We start from the raw sequence: 19,969 nt of genomic DNA, 5'->3' as shown, positions 1-19,969 counted from the left end.
GGGCTAAGCTTCACCATCAAACGCTTTCCTTCCTGCCCCCTGGAAACCTGCTGTGGCGGTACGTTTCGCGATCCCCCGGACTCTGCGCTGGCTAGGCTGCGCACTGTTGCTGGCCGGCGTCATGCTGGGCGGCCTGCATGCCGATTGGGATTTTTCCGCAATCAGCCGCAAGGCTACGGCGCTGTACGGCCCGTTGGGTGCCGGGCAGCAGCGGATCGATGCCTGGCAAAATCTGCTGGCCACGCAGAAACAGGTCAGCGAGATGGAAAAGCTCAAGGTGGTGAACCTGTTTTTCAACAAACAGGTGCGTTATGTAGAAGATATCGATCTGTGGGGGCAGGTCGATTATTGGGAGACGCCCATCGAAGCCCTGTGGAAAGGCGCCGGCGATTGCGAAGACTACGCGATCGCCAAGTATTTCAGCCTGCGCCATCTCGGGGTCTCCAGTGACAAGCTGCGCATCACTTACGTCAAGGCTCTGCGCCAGAATCGCGCACACATGGTACTGACTTACTACGCCACCCCCGATGCCATGCCGCTGGTGCTCGACAGCCTGATCGATCCGATTCAGCCTGCGTCCCAGCGAACCGATTTGCTGCCGGTCTACTCTTTCAATGCTGAAGGTCTGTACCTGCCGGGAGCCAAGGGCAACAAGAAGGTCGGTGACACCAAACGCCTGTCGCGCTGGCAGGATGTGCTGAAGAAAATGCAGGCCGAAGGTTTCCCGGTCGAAACGACTAACTAGGAGCACGCGCTCAGATGTCTTTGTTCAAACAGCTGTTGATCGCTATCTGTCTGTTCCTGGTGGTTGCCTTCACCGGCAGCTTCATGGTCAGTCTGGAGAGCTCGCGCACCCAGTACGTCAACCAGCTGCGCTCCCATGCCCAGGACGCCGCCACGGCGCTGGCGTTGTCGCTGACGCCGAATATCGACGACCCGGCGATGGTCGAGCTGCTGGTCAGCTCGATTTTCGACAGCGGCTATTACGCGAGCATTCGCGTGGTCGATCTCAAGACTGACAAGACCATTGTCGAGCGCAGCGGAATTCCGGCGGTGAGCAATGTGCCTGACTGGTTCGTCAACCTGATCGGTCTGGAGCCTGCCGGTGGCGACGCATTGGTCAGCCGTGGCTGGGAGCAGGCGGCGCGGGTCGAGGTGGTCAGCCACCCGATGTTTGCCGTGGCCAAACTGTGGCAGAGCGCGTTGGGCAGCCTCGGCTGGCTGCTGCTATGTGGCGCGGTCAGCGCGGTGCTCGGCGCGCTGCTGTTGCGCCGGCAATTGCGCCCGCTGGATTACATGGTCAAACAGTCCCACGCCATCGCCCGCCGCGAATTCCTCAGCCTGCCGGAGTTGCCGCGTACCCCGGAACTGCGGCGCGTGGTGCAGGCGATGAACCAGATGGTCGAGAAGCTCAAGGCGCTGTTCCAGGAGCAGGCCGAGCGCAGCGAAAAACTGCGCGCCGAGTCTTATCAGGACAACCTCACGGGGCTTGCCAACCGACGCTATTTCGAGATGCAACTGCACAACCGCGTGAGCAACCCCGAGCAGGCCAGTTCCGGTTACCTGCTGCTGTTGCGGGTCAAGGATCTGGCCGGGCTCAATCAGCGTCTGGGCGGTCAGCGCACCGATGAATTGTTGAAAGCCGTCGGCGAGCAACTGTCCCGCGAATGCGCCAAATACCCGGAAACCCAGAACCTCGTCACCCGTATTCGCGGCGGTGAATTCGCCGTGCTGGCGCCGGGACTGGTGCGCGAAGAAGCGCTGCAACTCGCGCAGAACCTCGACAGTGCGCTGAGCAGCCTGCACGCCACCGGCGCCACCGATGTGCCGGCCGTGGCCTCCATCGGCCTCGCCCCGTTTGCCCACGGTGATTCACCGCAAGCGGTACTGACCCTGGGCGACCAGGCGCTGGCGCAGGCCGAGGGGCAGGGCGAGCAGAACTGGGCGTGCATCGATCAGAGCCTGGTGGCGGACGTCGGTGACGATCACCACGCCTGGCATCGCTTGCTCGATCAGGCGCTCAATCAACAACGTTTCGAGCTGTACTTCCAACCGGTGGTGGCCGCCCAGGACACGCAACTGGTGCTGCATTACAAAGTGCTCTCGCGCTTGCTCGATGATCAAGGCCAGACCATCCCGGCCGGGCGTTTCCTGCCGTGGCTCGAGCGTTTTGGCTGGACCGCGCGGCTGGACCGTCTGATGCTCGAGCGCGTGCTGGAGCAAATGAAGGCGCATGAAGATTCGCTGGCGCTGAACCTGTCGTCGGCGACCCTGGCCGATCCACAGGCGTTGAACAAAGTGTTCGAGATTCTGCGAGCGCACTCCGACCTCGGCGAGCGCCTGACGCTGGAGATCGGCGAGGAGCAATTGCCGGAGCAAGCGGTACTGGAGCAGTTGACCCGGCGCCTGCGTGAACTCGGTTTCTCCCTGAGCCTGCAGCGCTTTGGTGGACGCTTCAGCATGATCGGCAACCTGGCACGGCTGGGGCTGGCGTATCTGAAGATCGATGGTAGTTACATTCGCGCCATCGATCAGGAGAGCGACAAGCGCCTGTTCATCGAGGCGATCCAGCGTGCGGCGCACAGCATCGACCTGCCATTGATTGCCGAGCGGGTGGAGACCGAAGGCGAGTTATCGGTGATTCGCGAGATGGGCTTGTATGGGGTGCAGGGGCAGTTGTTTGGTGAGCCGAAGCCTTGGCAGTGAGTCATCGCAAAAGCAACCCTCACCCTAGCCCTCTCCCAAAGGGAGAGGGGACTGACCGTGGGATATTGACGCAATACGCCGACGTGAACGATTTGCTCTGAATCCGTAATCGACTCGATTTCTCAGGTCGATGTACAGCGCCAAACACCTCAGTCGGCCCCCTCTCCCGGAGGGAGAGGGCTGGGGTGAGGGCAGGCTTTTGATTCTGGGCGGATCAGATCAACCCGGTCTCTTCATCGTCGATCAACTGGCTCAACCCGCCCAGCGCTTCCCGCGCCTGTGTCCGATCCATCAACTTGGCCTGCGCCGCCGGCGGCAGGTCGGTGACGCGGATCACGCCCTTCTGGGTCAGCACCTGAATCAGGTCGTCGAGTACCCGAATCATTTCCAGGTCGCTCTGCTTGAGCTGTTTCAGGCTGGTTTCCACCACTTCATTGGCGAACCAGGCCTGGATTTCATGGCTGTCGGCCGGCAGCGTTTCCGTGGCCTCGGCGTAGGCCGCGGCTTCCACGCGAATCAACAGACCTTGCGCATCGCGTTGCACGTAAAACATTGAGCATCCCTCAGAAAGAAACCAGCGTCATGCTGTCAGCAGCATAGGCCAACTGCGCGCGAGTATGCGGGGTGGCGAAGAAATCGTCACCGCTGAGTTAGCCGCAAACGTGACGGCCGCCCCAAGGGGCGGCCGTTTGGTTTACGTATCAGCTGTTGTTGTGGTCGACCTTGATGGTCGGGTCGCTGCCGGCAATCAGGTTGTGAATGTTGGCGGTTGACCAGTTGTTGCCTTCCAGTTTGATCGTCACGTCCGGCGTGGCGGCTGCCGCATCGCCGGAGTTGAACTTGCCCGCCGAGCTGACTTGCAGCGACGACGTGCCATCAACCGTGGTGATCTTCAGGAAGTTGTCGATGGTGCTGCCGGTTTCACCCTGCAACAGATCGCGCAGGTCGATGCGGTCGCCTTCGTTGGCATTGAAATCCTTGATCACGTCGTTGCCGGTGTCGCCTGCTTTCCAGACGAAAGTGTCGGCACCGGAACCACCGATCAGGATGTCGTTGCCCTGGCCGCCGATCAGCGTGTCGTTGCCGGTACCGCCGAGCAGGATGTCATTGCCTTTGCCGCCGTCGAGCAAGTCGTTGCCGCCCGAGCCGAACAGGATGTCATTGCCCGCGCCACCCAGCAGGGTGTCGTTGCCGTCATGTGCGCCGGACACATCGAACGCTTGATAGTGCTCGGTGATGTACTGGTGCACGTTGCTGGTGGTGACCTTGCTGACGTCGACGCCGGTCTGCTGCGCCACGAACGCCTGCATCGCCTGATAACCCTCGCCGGCAATGCCGTTGAAGCTCACCAGATCGCCGAACAGGATGTCGTTGCCGTCGCCACCGCTGACAGTGTCGTTGCCCGGCATTGTCGCTTCGGTGTGGCCGATGATCGAGTTCGCCAGATCCTTCGGATCGATGTTGGTTTGCGGCGAGTGATCCGAGTCATACGGTTTCAGGTCGTTGAGACTGACGCCGCTGTTGATGCCGATTGCCTCGACATTCGACAGACCGCTGAGCAAGGCGAAGCTGCTGGTCGAGTTGTCGGTGGTGGCCGAGCTGGTGCTGCTGCCGCTGCCCGCCAGGCTCGACAGCTCATAAGTGCCGTCGCCCTGGGCGTGAACGGTACCCAGGTTGCTCCAGTTCCAGCTGCCGTTTTTATACGTTTGCAGAACAGCAGCACCGGCGGCACTGATGCTCAGGTAATGCGTGCTGTCGATGTAAGTGCTGAAGGTATCGCCCAGCTTGTAGTTGCTGGTCGTCACCACACTGTCGAACTTCACGCTGCCATACAGCGTCGGGTTGGTCTGCTCGCCGCTCTGGTAGTAGGTCGGCTGGCCGTCGGTAATGAAGTACGTGAGGTTCTTCGCCCCGGTGTTGGCCAGCGCTTCCGTGCTCTGGAAGAAGTTGGCCGTGGTCTTGAACACGTCCTCGTAGTTGGTGCCGCCGCCAGAGGTCATCGAGTCGAGCACGGCTTTGAGCTTGGTCAGCGCGTTCGAGTCGTTGAGGTTCACCGACACCGACTTGTTGACCTGGGTATCGAAGTCCACCAGGAAGATGTTCACCGTGCCCGAGTTGCTGCCGCCCAGGCTCTGCTTGAGGGTGTTGAACACCGACGTCAGCGAGTCCTTGGCCGCGTTGATCGACGAGGTGCTCATGCTGCCCGAGCTGTCGACCATGAACGCGATGTTGTAGTTGGTGCCCGGCACCACGGTCAGACCGCCGATGTCGGCGACCATGATGTCGTTGCCATCGGTGCCGTTGAAGGTGTCGTCGCCAGAGGTACCAACCACGGCGTTGTACACCGCCGGCACCACAGTGACCGGAATCGTTGCGGTGCTGCTGGCCGAGCCGCCGACCATCTCGGTGGAGGTCGAGGTCACGGTCAGGTTGAACTGGCCGTTGTAGTAGGTCGGCGGGGTCACGGTCAGGCTGCCGAGGTTCCAGCCGGTGACGTTGGCTTCGCCGTTGCTTGCGGTGACTGTGAAGGTGTGGCCATGGCCGTCGGAGAGAACCGAGCCGACCGGCGCACCGCTGATCTTCACGCTCAGGGTTTCCGAACCGTCGGTGTCGGTCAGCGCAGTGTTGATCGCCGACAGTTTCACCGTGGTGCCTTCGGCGCCAGTGTTGAGCTTGTAGCCGTCGTAATAGCCTTCGCCGTTCGTGCCGTGCAGGTCGGAGACGGTCACACCGGCATTCACCAGATCCTGCACGCCGGTGTAGATCGGCACGCCGGCGCTGCTCAGGTCGATCGGCGTGCTGCCGTTGACCGACAGGTTGACGTCGTAGCTGCCCGGGCCGCTCTGATTGTGGTGGTAGATGTCCAGAGTGTAGTAACCGCTGGTGGTCGGGGTGAACGAACCACTGATCGCACCGCCCGCGCCCCAGGTACCCGACGCCACGCTCTTGCCGCCAATGGTGATCAGCAGGCTGTCGTCAGCCACGCCGCTGAAGCTGTAGGTCTTGCCGGCTTCCAGATAGATCAGGCCCGAGGTTTTCGACGCGGTGCCGGCGGTCACACTGCCGTCGGACTGCACGTTGGTCACGTTGGTGCTGGAGTTCGGGGTGCCGGCGCCGTCGATCACGTTTTTCAACGTAGTCGAGTCAGCGCCGTTGCCGCTGGTGCCCAGGCCCGACAGGCCGGTCCAGACTTCCTTGACCAGTCCGGTGGACTTCACGCTGTTATCGGCCACGCTCACGGTCGGTGCATCCGCCACTGGCGTGATGTCGATCTTCACGGTGCCGGTGTTGCCCAGCAGCTGGCCGTCGGTTGGCTGGAACTTGATCTGCGCGTAATCGGCCTGGTTGTTGCCCATGCCGGTGCCGCCGTAACCGTTGACGCCCGACTCGTTGGCATCCGGCATGAAGCGCAGCTTGCCGGCGTCGATGTCAGCCTTGCTGAAGGTCTGGTTGTTGGCGACGTCTTTCCAGGTCGAACCGTCCAGATACTGCAGTTTGCCTTCGCCCGGCAGCTGGGTGATTTTGATCCCCAGGCTGCTGGCCGGGCTGTCGACGTCGGTCACACCGAAGGTCGACCAGCCGAGGATCAGCGGCGTGTCTTCGGTGCCGGTGACGTTGACTGGCGCTGCAACCGGCGCATCGTTGACCGCCACCACGTTGACCGTGGTGGTCGCGGTGTTGGAGTAGTTGCCGCCATCGGTCACGGTCACGGTGATGATCCGCGGCACGGTGCTCGGGTCTTCACTGCTGTTGGTGAAGGTGATGTTTTTGATGGCCTGCATGTAGTCGGCCAGCGTCGCGTTGCCCGACAGGGTCAGGGTCACGGTGCCGTTGGTGCTGTTGGCATTGATGGTGATGCCGTTGACGCTGTTGCCGAGGTTCAGCGCATCGCCGTCCTGACGGTTGGTCAGGACGATGGTCGCGCCGGTCAGCATGGTGCTGTCCGGATCGGTGATCGTCAGGTCAGTGTCGGCAATCGACACGCCTGCGCCCGGGGTGTTTTCGGTGAACGTCACCTTGTAGTCGGCACCAGTGGCGCCGCTGGAGTTGTTGGCATCCAGGTCGATGACCGGTGGCGCATCGTTGTCGATGATCGAGGTGCTGACGCTGCCGTTGGTGCTGCTGACGGCCAGATTCTCGAAGTTGCCACCGGTGGCCGAATCGATCTTGACCACGAAGTTCTCGGTGCCTTCGGTGATCTTGTCATCGATGGTGGCGACGTTGAACTGCGCGCTGCTGGCGCCCGCCGGGATCTTCACGGTGTACACGCCGGTGAAGTCCGAACCGTCGGCGGCGGTGCCGCTGTAGACGATTTTCAGGGTCACGTCGGTTTGTGCCGGGTGGGTCAGGCTGACGGTGTAGCTGGCGGTCTGGCCTTCGGTCACCGAGGTGCTGCCGGTGATGCTGACGGTGGTGGTGTCGATGGTATCGGCGACGTTGGTCACGGCCGGTGTCGTGCTCGGTACCAGGTTCTCGAAGTTGCCACCGCTGGCGTTGGTAATGGTCGCCTGCACGCTGCCGGCGTCTTTGTAGACGTCGTCAGCTGGCGCTGGAACGGTCACGGTGCCAGTGGTTTTGCCGGCGTCGATGGTGATCACCGAACCGTTGCTCAGGGTCACGGTCACCGGCGAGCCGGCGGCGTTGCTCAGGGTTGCGGTGTAAGTGATCTGGCCACCCTCGTTCACCGCCGGGGTCGCGGACAGCGACAGGTTGGTGGTGTCGATGGTGTCGGTCACGGTGGTGCTGACCGGTGTTTTGTCGGCTACGAGGTTTTCGTAGTTGCCGCCGGTCACGTTGCTGATCGAGTTGGTCAACGGCGCGTGGCCGGTCAGCGCGTCATTCGGCGCGATGCTGGTCACGGTGCCGGTGGTTTTGCCGATGTCGATGGTGATGGTCTGGCCGTTGGCCAGAGTCACCACGACTGGCGAACCAGTGACCGGTGCGCCGACGGTGGCGGTGTAGGTGACGGTGCCACCTTCGGCCACGGTGCCCGTGGCGGTGAGTTTCACGCCAGTGGTGTCGATGGTGTCGGTGACGCTGGTCACGGCTGGCGTGGTGCTTGGCACCAGGTTTTCGAAGCTGCCACCGGTCGCGGACTTGATCGTTGCCTGCACGGTGCCGGCGTCTTTGTAGACGTCGTCGGCTGGGGCAGGGACGGTCACGGTACCGGTGGTTTTACCGGCGTCGATGGTGATCACGGCGCCGTTCGACAGAGTCACGGTGACTGGCGAACCAGCGGCGTTGGTCAGGGTGGCGGTGTAAACGATCGATCCACCTTCGGCCACGGTGCCGGTCGCGGACAGCGACAGGTTGGTGGTGTCGATGGTGTCGGTGATCGTGGTGCTGACCGGGGTCTTGTCGGCCACCAGGTTTTCGTAATTGCCGCCGCTGACGTTGGTGATGGTGTTGGTCAGCGGTGCATGGCCGGTCAGTGCATCGTTCGGTGCGGTGGTGGTTGCCGTGCCGGTGGTTTTGCCGATGTCGATGGTGATGGTCTGGCCGTTGGCCAGAGTTACCACGACTGGCGAACCTGTGACTGGCGCACCGACGGTGGCGGTGTAGACGACGTTGCCGCCTTCAGCCGCTGTACCGGTGGCAGACAACTTCACGGTAGTGGTGTCGATGGTGTCGGTGACACTGGTCACGGCCGGCACGGTACTCGGCACCAGATTTTCGAAGTTGCCACCGTTGGCGTTGGTGATCGTGGCCTGAACGGTGCCGGCGTCCTTGTAGACGTCGTCGGCCGGAGCAGGGACGGTCACGGTGCCGGTGGTTTTGCCCGCGTCGATGGTGATCACGGCGCCGTTCGACAGAGTCACGGTGACTGGCGAACCAGCAGCGTTGGTCAGGGTCGCGGTGTAGATGATCGAACCGCCCTCGGCGACCGTGTTGGTGGCGCTCAGGGTCAGGTTGGTGGTGTCGACGGTATCGGTCACGGTGGTGCTGACCGGAGTCTTGTCGGCCACCAGATTTTCGTAGTTGCCGCCGGTCACGTTGGTGATCGAGTTGGTCAACGGTGCATGGCCGGTCAGCGCATCGTTCGGTGCGATGCTGGTCACGGTGCCGGTGGTTTTACCGATGTCGATGGTGATGGTCTGGCCGTTGGCCAGGGTCACGACGACAGGCGAGCCGGTCACAGGCGCACCGACAGTCGCGGTGTAGGTGACGGTGCCACCCTCGGCCACGGTGCCCGTGGCGGTGAGTTTCACGCCAGTGGTGTCGATGGTGTCGGTGACGCTGGTCACGGCTGGCGTGGTGCTTGGCACCAGGTTCTCGAAGCTGCCACCCGTGGCGGATTTGATCGTTGCCTGCACGGTGCCGGCGTCTTTGTAGACGTCATCGGCTGGCGCTGGAACGGTCACGGTGCCCGTGGTTTTGCCCGCGTCGATGGTGATCACGGCGCCGTTGCTCAACGTCACGGTAACCGGCGAGCCGGCAGCGTTGGTCAGCGTTGCGGTGTAAATAATCGAGCCACCTTCGGCCACGGTGCCTGTCGCGCTCAGGGACAGGTTGGTGGTGTCGATGGTGTCGGTCACGGTGGTGCTGACCGGAGTCTTGTCGGCCACCAGATTTTCGTAGTTGCCGCCGCTGACGTTGGTGATGGCGTTGGTCAGTGGCGCATGACCGGTCAACACGTCGTTCGGTGCGGCGGTGGTCACGGTGCCGGTGGTTTTGCCCACTTCGATGGTGATGTTCTGGCCGTTGGCCAGAGTCACGGTCACTGGCGAACCGGTTACCGGCGCACCAACGGTCGCGGTGTAGGTGACGGTGCCACCTTCAGCAGCAGACTCGGTCGCGGTCAGTTTGACCGTGGTGGTGTCGATGGTGTCGGTGACGCTGGTCACGGCCGGGGTGTTGCTGGTCACCAGGTTTTCGAAATTGCCGCCAGTCGCGGTCTTGATCGTGGCCTCAACGGTGCCCGCGTCTTTGTAGACGTCATCAGCCGGTGCCGGAACGGTCACGGTGCCGGTGGTTTTACCGGCGTCGATGGTGATCACGGCGCCGTTGCTCAACGTCACGGTAACCGGCGAGCCGGCAGCGTTGGTCAGCGTCGCGGTGTAAACGATCGAGCCGCCTTCAGCCACAGTACCGGTCGCGGACAGCGACAGGTTGGTGGTGTCGACGGTATCGGTGACCGTGGTATTGACCGGGGTCTTGTCGGCAACGAGGTTTTCGTAGTTGCCACCGCTGACGTTGGTGATGGCGTTGGTCAAAGGCGCATGGCCGGTCAGCGCATCGTTCGGTGCAGTGGTAGTGACGGTGCCGGTGGTTTTGCCGACTTCGATGGTGATGTTCTGACCATTAGCCAGAGTTACCACGACTGGCGAGCCAGTCACTGGCGCACCAACGGTCGCGGTGTAGGTGACGGTGCCACCTTCGGCAGCAGACTCGGTCGCGGTCAGCTTGACCGTGGTGGTATCGATGGTGTCGGTGACCTGAGTCACAGCCGGCACGGTGCTCGGGACCAGGTTTTCGAAGTTGCCACCGGTAGCGTTGGTGATCGTTGCCTGAACGGTGCCGGCGTCTTTGTACACGTCATCGGCAGGTGCCGGAACGGTCACGGTGCCAGTGGTTTTACCGGCTTCGATGGTGATCACGGCGCCGTTCGACAGAGTTACGGTGACTGGCGAGCCAGCGGCGTTGGTCAAGGTCGCGGTGTAGATGATCGAACCACCCTCGGCCACCGAGTTGGTAGCGCTCAGGGACAGGTTGGTGGTGTCGACTGTATCGGTAACGTTGGTCGAAACCGGGGTTTTGTCGGCGACCAGATTCTCGTAGTTGCCACCGGTCACGTTAGTGATGGCGTTGGTCAACGGCGCATGGCCGGTCAGCGCATCGTTCGGTGCGATGGTGGTTACGGTGCCGGTGGTTTTACCCACTTCGATGGTGATGTTCTGACCGTTGGCCAGAGTCACGGTCACTGGCGAACCGGTTACCGGTGCACCGACGGTTGCGGTGTAGGTGACGGTGCCACCTTCGGCAGCAGACTCGGTCGCGGTCAGTTTGACCGTGGTGGTGTCGATGGTGTCGGTGACGTTGGTGACGGCTGGAACGGTACTCGGCACCAGGTTTTCGAAGTTGCCACCGGTGGCGGTCGAAATGGTCGCTTCGACTTTGCCAGCGTCTTTGTAAACGTCGTCCGCCGGCGCTGGAACAGTCACGGTGCCGGTGGTTTTACCCGCGTCGATGGTGATCACCGCGCCATTGCTCAAGGTCACGGTGACTGGTGAGCCTGCAGCGTTGGTCAGGGTCGCGGTGTAAACGATCGAGCCGCCTTCGGCCACGGTGCCGGTCGCGGACAGCGACAGGTTGGTGGTGTCGACGGTGTCGGTGACGTTAGTGCTGACCGGGGTTTTGTCAGCCACGAGGTTTTCGTAGTTGCCACCAGTCACACCGGTGATCGAGTTGGTCAGCGGCGCATGACCGGTCAGCGCATCGTTCGGTGCGGTGGTGGTCACGGTGCCAGTGGTCTTGCCGACTTCGATGGTGATGTTCTGGCCGTTGGCCAGGGTCACCACGACCGGCGAACCGGTGACTGGTGCGCCAACAGTGGCGGTATAGGTGACGGTGCCGCCTTCGGTCACCGAGGTATCGGCAGTCAGCTTGACGGTCGAGGTGTCGATGGTGTCGGTGACTTCGGTGACAGCCGGCACGGTACTCGGCACCAGGTTTTCGAAGTTGCCACCGGTGGCGGTGGAGATGGTTGTCTCGACTTTACCGGCATCTTTGTAAACGTCGTCCGCCGGAGCTGGAACAGTCACGGTGCCGGTGGTTTTGCCGGCCTCGATGGTGATGACTGCGCCGTTGCTCAACGTCACGGTAACCGGCGAACCGGCAGCGTTGGTCAGAGTCGCGGTGTAAACGATAGAGCCACCTTCGGCCACGGTGCCGGTCGCGGACAGCGACAGGTTAGTGGTGTCGACGGTGTCGGTGACATTGGTCGAAACCGGCGTTTTATCCGCCACGAGGTTTTCGTAGTTGCCGCCGCTGACTTCGGTGATGGCGTTGGTCAGCGGTGCATGACCGGTCAGCGCATCGTTCGGTGCGGTGGTGGTCACGGTGCCGGTGGTTTTGCCGACTTCGATGGTGATGTTCTGACCGTTGGCCAGGGTCACGACCACAGGCGAACCGGTTACCGGAGCACCGACAGTCGCGGTGTAGGTGACGGTGCCACCTTCCGCAGCAGACTCGGTCGCGGTCAGTTTCACTGTGGTGGTGTCGATGGTATCGGTAACGTTGGTGACGGCCGGAACAGTGCTCGGCACCAGGTTTTCGAAGTTGCCACCGGTAGCGCTGGAAATGGTCGCTTCGACTTTGCCGGCATCTTTGTACACGTCATCGGCAGGGGCCGGCACGGTCACGGTGCCAGTGGTTTTACCCGCTTCAATAGTGATCACCGCGCCGTTGGACAGGGTCACGGTAACGGGTGAGCCTGCAGCGTTGGTCAGGGTCGCGGTGTAAACAATCGAGCCGCCCTCAGCCACGGTGCCGGTCGCGCTCAGCGACAGGTTGGTGGTGTCGACGGTATCGGTGACATTGGTCGAAACCGGTGTTTTATCCGCCACGAGGTTTTCGTAGTTGCCGCCAGTGACACCGGTGATCGCGTTGGTCAGCGGAGCATGGCCGGTCAGCGCATCGTTTGGTGCGGTGGTGGTCACGGTGCCGGTGGTTTTGCCGACTTCGATGGTAATGTTCTGACCGTTCGCCAAAGTCACTACGACCGGCGAGCCGGTCACTGGCGCGCCGACAGTTGCGGTGTAAGTGACGGTGCCACCTTCAGCGGCGGACTCTGTCGCGGTCAGTTTGACCGTGGTGGTGTCGATGGTGTCGGTCACGTTGGTGACGGCCGGAACAGTGCTCGGCACCAGGTTTTCGAAGTTGCCACCGGTAGCGGTGGAAATGGTCGCTTCGACTTTACCCGCGTCTTTGTACACGTCGTCAGCCGGAGCTGGAACGGTCACGGTGCCCGAGGTTTTACCGGCTTCGATGGTGATCACCGCGCCGTTGGACAGAGTCACGGTTACCGGAGTGCCGGCCGGGTTGGTCAGGGTCGCGGTGTAAACGATCGAACCACCTTCCGCCACCGAGTCGCTGGCGGTCAGGTTCAGGTTGGTGGTGTCGACGGTGTCCGACACCGAGGTGTTTGCCGGTGTCTTGTCGGCCACCAGGTTTTCATAGTTGCCGCCGGCAACCTTGTCGATTGCAACGCTCAGCGAGCTGCCGCCCGCCAATGGGCTGTTCGGTGCAACGAAATTCACGCTGCCGGTGGTTTCACCGACGGCGATGGTGATGGTCTGGCCGTTGGACAGGGTGACCACAACTGGCGAGCCAGTAACTGGTGCGGTCACGCTCGCGGTGTAAACCACGGTTTCGCCTTCGGCGACGTTAGCGGTGGCAGTCAGCGACACGGTGGAGGTGTCGATGGTGTCGTTGACGCTGGTCACCGCCGGAGTGTTGCTGGTCACCAGGTTTTCGAAGTCGCCACCGGTCGCGCCCTTGATGGTCGCTTCAACGGTGCCGGCGTCCTTGTAGACGTCATCCTTCGGCGCATCGACGGTCACGGTGCCGGAAGTTTTGCCGGCCTCGATGGTGATCACCGCGCCATTGCTCAATGTCACGGTCACCGGGGTGCCGGCAGCGTTGGTCAGTGTCGCGGTGTAGGTGATCTGGCCGCCTTCGTTCACCGCCGGCGTCGCGCTCAGCGACAGGTTGGTGGTGTCGACGGTGTCGGTCACGGTGGTGCTGACCGGCGTCTTGTCGGCGACGAGGTTTTCGTAGTTGCCGCCGCTGACATTGGTGATCGAGTTGTTCAGCGGCTCATGACCGTTCAGCGCATCGTTCGGTGCGGTGGTAGTGACGGTGCCGGTGGTCTTGCCGATGTCGATGGTGATGGTCTGGCCGTTGGCCAGGGTCACAATAACAGGTGCGCCAGTCACTGGAGCGCCAACAGTCGCGGTGTAAGTGACAGTGCCGCCTTCAGCCACCGAAGTATCGGCGCTCAACTTCACGGTCGAGGTATCGATGGTGTCAGTGACTTCAGTGACCGCAGGAACGGTGCTCGGAACAAGGTTCTCGAAGTTGCCGCCCGCTGCGTCCTTGATCGTGACTTCGACTTTGCCGGCGTCTTTGTAGACGTCATCGGCTGGCGCTGGAACGGTCACGGTGCCGGTAAATTTGCCGGCGTCGATGGTGATCACTGCGCCGTTGCTCAGGGTCACGGTCACTGGCGAGCCAGCGGCGTTAGTCAGGGTTGCGGTGTAAACGATCGAGCCGCCTTCGGCCACGGTGCCGGTCGCGCTCAGCGACAGGTTGGTGGTGTCGACAGTGTCAGTCACGGTGGTGCTGACCGGGGTTTTGTCGGCAACCAGATTCTCGTAATTGCCGCCGCTCACGTCGGTGATGGCGTTGGTCAACGGCGCATGACCGGTCAGCGCATCGTTCGGTGCGGTGGTGGTCACGGTGCCGGTGGTCTTGCCGACTTCGATGGTGATGTTCTGACCGTTGGCCAGGGTCACGACCACAGGCGAACCGGTTACCGGAGCGCCGACGGTGGCGGTGTAGGTGACCGTGCCACCTTCAGCCGCGGACTCGGTTGCGGTCAATTTCACCGAGGTGGTGTCGATGGTGTCGGTGACTTCAGTCACTGCCGGAACAGTGCTCGGAACGAGGTTCTCGAAGTTGCCGCCGGTTGCACCGTTGATGGTGACTTCGACTTTGCCGGCATCTTTGTAGACGTCATCGGCAGGCGCTGGAACAGTCACGGTGCCGGTGGTTTTGCCGGCCTCGATGGTAATCACCGAACCGTTGGACAGCGTCACGGTGACTGGCGAGCCGGCAGCGTTGGTCAGGGTGGCGGTGTAGGTGATCGAACCACCCTCGGCGACCGAGTTGGTGGCGCTGAGCGACAGATTCGTCGTGTCCACGGTGTCAGTGACGGTGGTGCTGACCGGGGTTTTGTCAGCGACCAGATTTTCGTAGTTGCCACCGGTGACGCCGGTAATCGAGTTGGTCAGCGGTTCGTGACCCGTCAGCGCGTCGTTTGGCGCAGTGGTGGTCACGGTGCCGGTGGTTTTGCCGACTTCGATGGTGATGTTCTGACCATTGGCCAGGGTCACGACCACAGGCGAGCCGGTTACCGGAGCACCGACAGTCGCGGTGTAGGTGACAGTGCCGCCTTCAGCGACCGAAGTATCGGCGGTCAGTTTGACGGTCGAAGTATCGATGGTGTCAGTGACTTCGGTGACAGCCGGAACCGTGCTAGGCACCAGGTTCTCGAAATTGCCGCCTGCGGCGTCTTTGATCGTGACTTCAACCTTGCCAGCGTCCTTGTAAACGTCATCGGCTGGTGCTGGAACGGTCACGGTGCCGGTAGTTTTACCTGCTTCAATGGTGATCACCGAGCCGTTCGACAGGGTCACGGTCACCGGCGTACCGGCCGGATTGGTCAGGGTCGCGGTGTAAACGATCGAACCACCTTCGGCAACGGAGCCAGTGGCGCTCAACGTCAGGTCGGTGGTATCGACGGTGTCGGTAACGGTGGTCGAAACCGGGGTTTTGTCAGCGACCAGATTTTCGTAGTTGCCACCGGTGACGCCGGTAATCGAGTTGGTCAGCGGTTCGTGACCGTTCAGCGCATCGTTTGGCGCGGTGGTGGTCACGGTGCCGGTGGTTTTGCCCACTTCGATGGTGATGTTCTGACCATTGGCCAAGGTCACAACAACCGGCGAGCCGGTTACCGGTGCGCCGACGGTGGCGGTGTAAGTGACAGTCCCGCCTTCAGCTACCGAAGTGTCGGCGGTGAGTTTGACCGTCGACGTATCGATGGTATCGGTAACTTCGGTAACAGCCGGAACGGTGCTCGGCACCAGGTTCTCGAAATTGCCGCCTGCGGCGTCTTTGATCGTGACTTCAACCTTGCCAGCGTCTTTGTAAACATCATCGGCTGGTGCTGGAACGGTCACGGTGCCGGTAGTTTTACCGGCTTCGATAGTGATCACCGAGCCGTTGGACAAGGTCACGGTCACCGGAGTACCGGCCGGATTGGTCAAGGTCGCGGTGTAGACGATCGAACCACCTTCAGCGACGGAACCTGTGGCGCTCAACGTCAGGTTGGTGGTGTCGACGGTGTCGGTCACGGTGGTGCTGACTGGCGTCTTGTCGGCGACGAGGTTTTCGTAGTTGCCGCCCGTTACGGCGGTAATCGAGTTGCTCAGCGGCTCATGACCATTCAACGCATCATTTGGCGCGGTGGTGGTTACGGTGCCAGTGGTTTTGCCGACTTCGATGGTGATGTTCTGGCCATTGGCCAAGGTGACAACAACCGGCGAGCCGGTTACCGGTGCGCCGACGGTGGCGGTGTAAGTGACAGTCCCGCCTTCAGCTACCGAAGTGTCGGCGGTGAGTTTGACCGTCGACGTATCGATGGTATCGGTAACTTCGGTAACAGCCGGAACGGTGCTCGGCACCAGGTTCTCGAAATTGCCGCCTGCGGCGTCTTTGATCGTGACTTCAACCTTGCCAGCATCTTTGTAAACGTCATCGGCTGGGGCGGGAACGGTCACGGTGCCAGTGGTTTTACCGGCTTCGATGGTGATCACCGAGCCGTTCGACAGGGTCACGGTCACCGGGGTGCCCGCCGGATTGGTCAGGGTCGCGGTGTAGACGATCGAACCGCCTTCCGCCACGGTGCCGGTCGCAGTCAGCGACAGGTTGGTGGTGTCGACGGTATCGGTGACGTTGGTCGAAACCGGAGTTTTGTCGGCCACGAGGTTTTCGTAGTTGCCACCGCTCACGTCAGTGATCGCGTTAGTCAGTGGTTCGTGACCATTCAACGCATCGTTCGGCGCGGTGGTGGTCACGGTGCCAGTGGTCTTGCCGACTTCGATAGTGATGGTCTGGCCGTTGGCCAGAGTCACGACAACCGGCGAGCCAGTCACCGGCGCACCAACCGTAGCGGTGTAAGTGACAGTGCCGCCTTCAGCTACAGAAGTATCGGCAGTCAGTTTGACGGTCGAGGTATCGATGGTGTCGGTGACTTCGGTGACCGCCGGAACGGTGCTCGGCACCAGGTTCTCGAAATTGCCGCCGGTAGTGCCGGTAATGCTGACTTCCACTTTGCCGGCGTCTTTATAGACGTCATCCGCAGGCGCCGGAACGGTCACGGTGCCGGTGGTTTTACCCGCTTCGATGGTGATCACCGAGCCGTTCGACAGGGTCACGGTCACCGGCGTACCGGCCGGATTGGTCAGGGTTGCGGTGTAGACAATCGAGCCGCCTTCAGCGACGGAGCCAGTGGCGCTCAACGTCAGGTTGGTGGTGTCGACGGTGTCGGTCACGGTGGTACTGACCGGCGTCTTGTCGGCGACCAGATTTTCGTAGTTGCCACCGCTCACGCCAGTGATCGAGTTGCTCAGCGGCGCCTGGCCGTTCAGCGCGTCATTCGGTGCGGTGGTGGTGACAGTGCCGGTGGTCTTGCCGACTTCGATGGTGATGGACTGACCATTGGCCAGGGTCACGACAACTGGCGAGCCAGTCACAGGCGCACCAACGGTCGCGGTGTAAGTGACGGTGCCGCCCTCGGCGACCGAGGTGTCAGCGGACAGTTTGACTGTCGAGGTGTCGATGGTATCGGTGACTTCGGTAACTGCAGGAACAGTACTTGGCACCAGATTTTCGAAGTTGCCGCCGGTTGCACCGTTGATGGTGACTTCGACTTTGCCGGCATCTTTGTAGACGTCATCGGCAGGCGCCGGAACGGTCACGGTGCCAGTGGTTTTGCCGGCCTCGATGGTGATCACCGCGCCGTTGGACAGGGTCACGGTGACTGGCGAACCAGCGGCGTTGGTCAAGGTTGCGGTGTAAACGATCGAGCCGCCTTCGGCCACGGTACCGGTCGCGGACAGCGACAGGTTGGTGGTGTCGACGGTATCGGTGACGGTGGTCGAAACCGGGGTTTTGTCGGCGACGAGGTTCTCGTAGTTACCGCCACTGACGTTGGTGATGGCGTTGGTCAGCGGTGGGTTGCCGGTCAACGCATCGTTTGGCGCGGTGGTGGTCACGGTGCCGGTGGTTTTGCCCACTTCGATGGTGATGGACTGACCGTTGGCCAGGGTCACGACAACTGGCGAACCGGTCACAGGTGCGCCGACGGTGGCGGTGTAAGTGACGGTGCCGCCCTCAGCCACTGAGGTATCGGCAGTCAGTTTGACGGTCGAGGTATCGATGGTGTCGGTGACTTCGGTGACCGCCGGAACGGTGCTCGGCACCAGGTTCTCGAAATTGCCGCCGGTAGTGCCGGTAATGCTGACTTCAACCTTGCCGGCATCTTTGTAGACGTCATCGGCAGGCGCCGGAACGGTCACGGTACCGGTGGTTTTGCCAGCTTCGATGGTAATGACGGAGCCGTTGCTCAACGTCACAGTCACCGGGGTACCGGCCGGGTTGGTCAGGGTTGCGGTGTAAACGATCGAGCCGCCTTCAGCGACGGTGCCGGTGGCACTCAGCGACAGGTTGGTGGTGTCGATGGAATCGGTGACGGTGGTGGTCGCCGGCGTCGTGTTCGGCACCAGATTCTCGAAGTTGCCGCCGGTCGCACCGGTAATTGTGGTGCTGACGGTGCCTCCGTTGTTGTAGACGTCGTTCGGCGCAGTCGGCACGTTGACCGTGCCAGTGGTCTGGCCGGCTTCGATGGTGATGGTCGAGCCGTTGGACAGAGTGACGGTGACCGGCGTCTGTGCCGGGTTGGTCAGGGTCGCGGTGTAGGTGATCTGGCCACCTTCGACCACACTGCCAGTGGCGGTCAGGGTCAGGCCGGTTGTGTCGCGCGAATCGACGATGTTCGTTACGGCTGGCGTCGTGTTCGGCACCAGGTTCTCGAAGTTGCCACCGCTGGCGCCGGTAATCGTAGTGGTGACGGTGCTGCCGTTGTTGTAGACGTCATTCGGCGCGGTCGGCACGTTAACGGTGCCGGTAGTCTGGCCGGCTTCGATGGTGATGGTCGAGCCGTTGGACAGGGTGACGGTGACCGGCGTCTGCGCCGGGTTGGTCAGTGTCGCGGTGTAGGTGATCTGGCCGCCTTCGGTGACGCTGTTGCCCGCCGTCAGGGTGACGGTGGTGGTGTCGATGGTGTCGGTGACCTGGGTCGTGGCCGGGGTGGTCGGCGGGGTCACGGTGATGCCGTTGCCGCCGGTGGTGCCGGTGACGGTCACATCGATCTGGGTCGGGTCGTTGTAGACGGTGTCGTTCGGTGCCAGCGGCACGTTGACGGTGCCGGTGGTGGAGCCGGCCGGAATCACGATCACCGAGCCGTTCGACAGGGTGATGGTCAGGTCGGTCAGCGGCGCCTGGGTCAGGGTCGCGGTGTACACCAGCACGCCGCCGGCTTCGGTGATGGTCGGCGTGGCGCTGAGGCTCAGGGTCGATTCACGCAGGGCGTTGGTGGTGGTGTCGGTGGTCTGGCCACCGGTGATGTTCTGTGCCGCTTGTGCGCCGGAGTTGATGCCTGCGGTCGGGAAACCGATGGTCGGGTCGACGCGGCCAGCGGTGGCGTCGAGCATCACGAAACTGTGGCCGCCGCCCGCTGCGCCGCCAGTCCCTGCGGCGGTAGCGCCGGCAGCGGTGGCTTCAAGGGCGGTGGTCGGGTCGGCACCGGCGGCGATGGCCTGCTGCAGCTCGGCTACAGAAGGCGCGGCCTGCGCGGTGGCTTCGGCCAGGTCAGTGCTGGAGTCGGGCGCGTTGGCGCTCCACTGGGTTTCTCGGCCCAGGTCCAGGGTGCGGCCATCCGCCAGTTCCAGCGACACGGCGCCGGAGAGGCCGGTGTCTATCTGGTCGCCGACATACAGGCGATCGCCTTCAACGAGCACGCGGCGTACACCCTCGGGGGAGACCACGAATACCTGACCGACAATGCTTTTGACGATGGCAACAACACTGCTCATTGAAGACTCTCCGGGTGTCACGTTCAGTTGACTTCCATAGCCTGATGGCTTCGGCGCCGATTCAGTCTGGACGTACTTTTAAAATTTGCGAATCAAGATTGACGCTGTTCTTCGTCAATAATTTGGCTAGATTCTTTCGCTATTAACTTTATGCCAAACTATTGACCTTCTGGGTGCCATCCTAAACAATCGCCCCACTAATGTCACATTGATATTTCCGCGGCGACCTGTCCCTCAGCGTGTGATCCAGTTCCTAATTTGAACTTTCCGACATACGGTCATTCCGGTTGCCAATCATCCGACGCAGCAGCACGTTTTGCTGTGAT

At 61.9% G+C, this 19,969-nt stretch carries 4 protein-coding genes; 2 read left to right on the top strand and 2 right to left on the bottom strand.

Annotation, left to right across the window (positions count from 1 at the left end; translation table 11 throughout):
• Positions 1-52: 52 nt before the first annotated feature.
• Positions 53-745: a cysteine protease LapG gene (gene lapG, locus ACIP8I_RS08615; RefSeq protein WP_007962016.1), complete on the top strand. Its 693-nt coding sequence runs from the start codon at positions 53-55 to the stop codon at positions 743-745.
• A gap of 14 nt (positions 746-759) precedes the next feature.
• Positions 760-2,706, top strand: a complete 1,947-nt coding sequence (gene lapD, locus ACIP8I_RS08610; protein WP_400760218.1) for a cyclic di-GMP receptor LapD — start codon at positions 760-762, stop codon at positions 2,704-2,706.
• 214 nt (positions 2,707-2,920) lie between these two features.
• On the opposite strand, the gene ACIP8I_RS08605 is transcribed toward lapD, so the two are convergent.
• Both ACIP8I_RS08605 and ACIP8I_RS08600 read right to left on the bottom strand, forming a co-directional pair.
• Complete coding sequence (locus tag ACIP8I_RS08605; RefSeq protein WP_007962018.1) at positions 2,921-3,259, bottom strand: hypothetical protein; 339 nt, start codon at positions 3,257-3,259, stop codon at positions 2,921-2,923.
• A gap of 148 nt (positions 3,260-3,407) precedes the next feature.
• The gene (locus ACIP8I_RS08600) at positions 3,408-19,643 is read right to left on the bottom strand and encodes a LapA family giant adhesin (RefSeq protein WP_400760216.1); all 16,236 of its coding nucleotides are present in this window, start codon (positions 19,641-19,643) and stop codon (positions 3,408-3,410) included.
• Between the last annotated feature and the right edge of the window lie 326 nt (positions 19,644-19,969).

The sequence above is a fragment of the Pseudomonas sp. NPDC088414 genome, assembly GCF_044753325.1.
Lineage (GTDB): Bacteria > Pseudomonadota > Gammaproteobacteria > Pseudomonadales > Pseudomonadaceae > Aquipseudomonas.
This window is presented reverse-complemented; position numbering and strand designations above follow the sequence as displayed.

Excerpts from the sequence above, each read along its gene's own strand:
- ACIP8I_RS08600 (WP_400760216.1), bottom strand. The coding sequence starts at position 19,643 with ATGAGCAGTGTTGTTGCCATCGTCAAAAGCATTGTCGGTCAGGTATTC.
- lapD (WP_400760218.1), top strand. The coding sequence starts at position 760 with ATGTCTTTGTTCAAACAGCTGTTGATCGCTATCTGTCTGTTCCTGGTG.
- ACIP8I_RS08605 (WP_007962018.1), bottom strand. The coding sequence starts at position 3,259 with ATGTTTTACGTGCAACGCGATGCGCAAGGTCTGTTGATTCGCGTGGAA.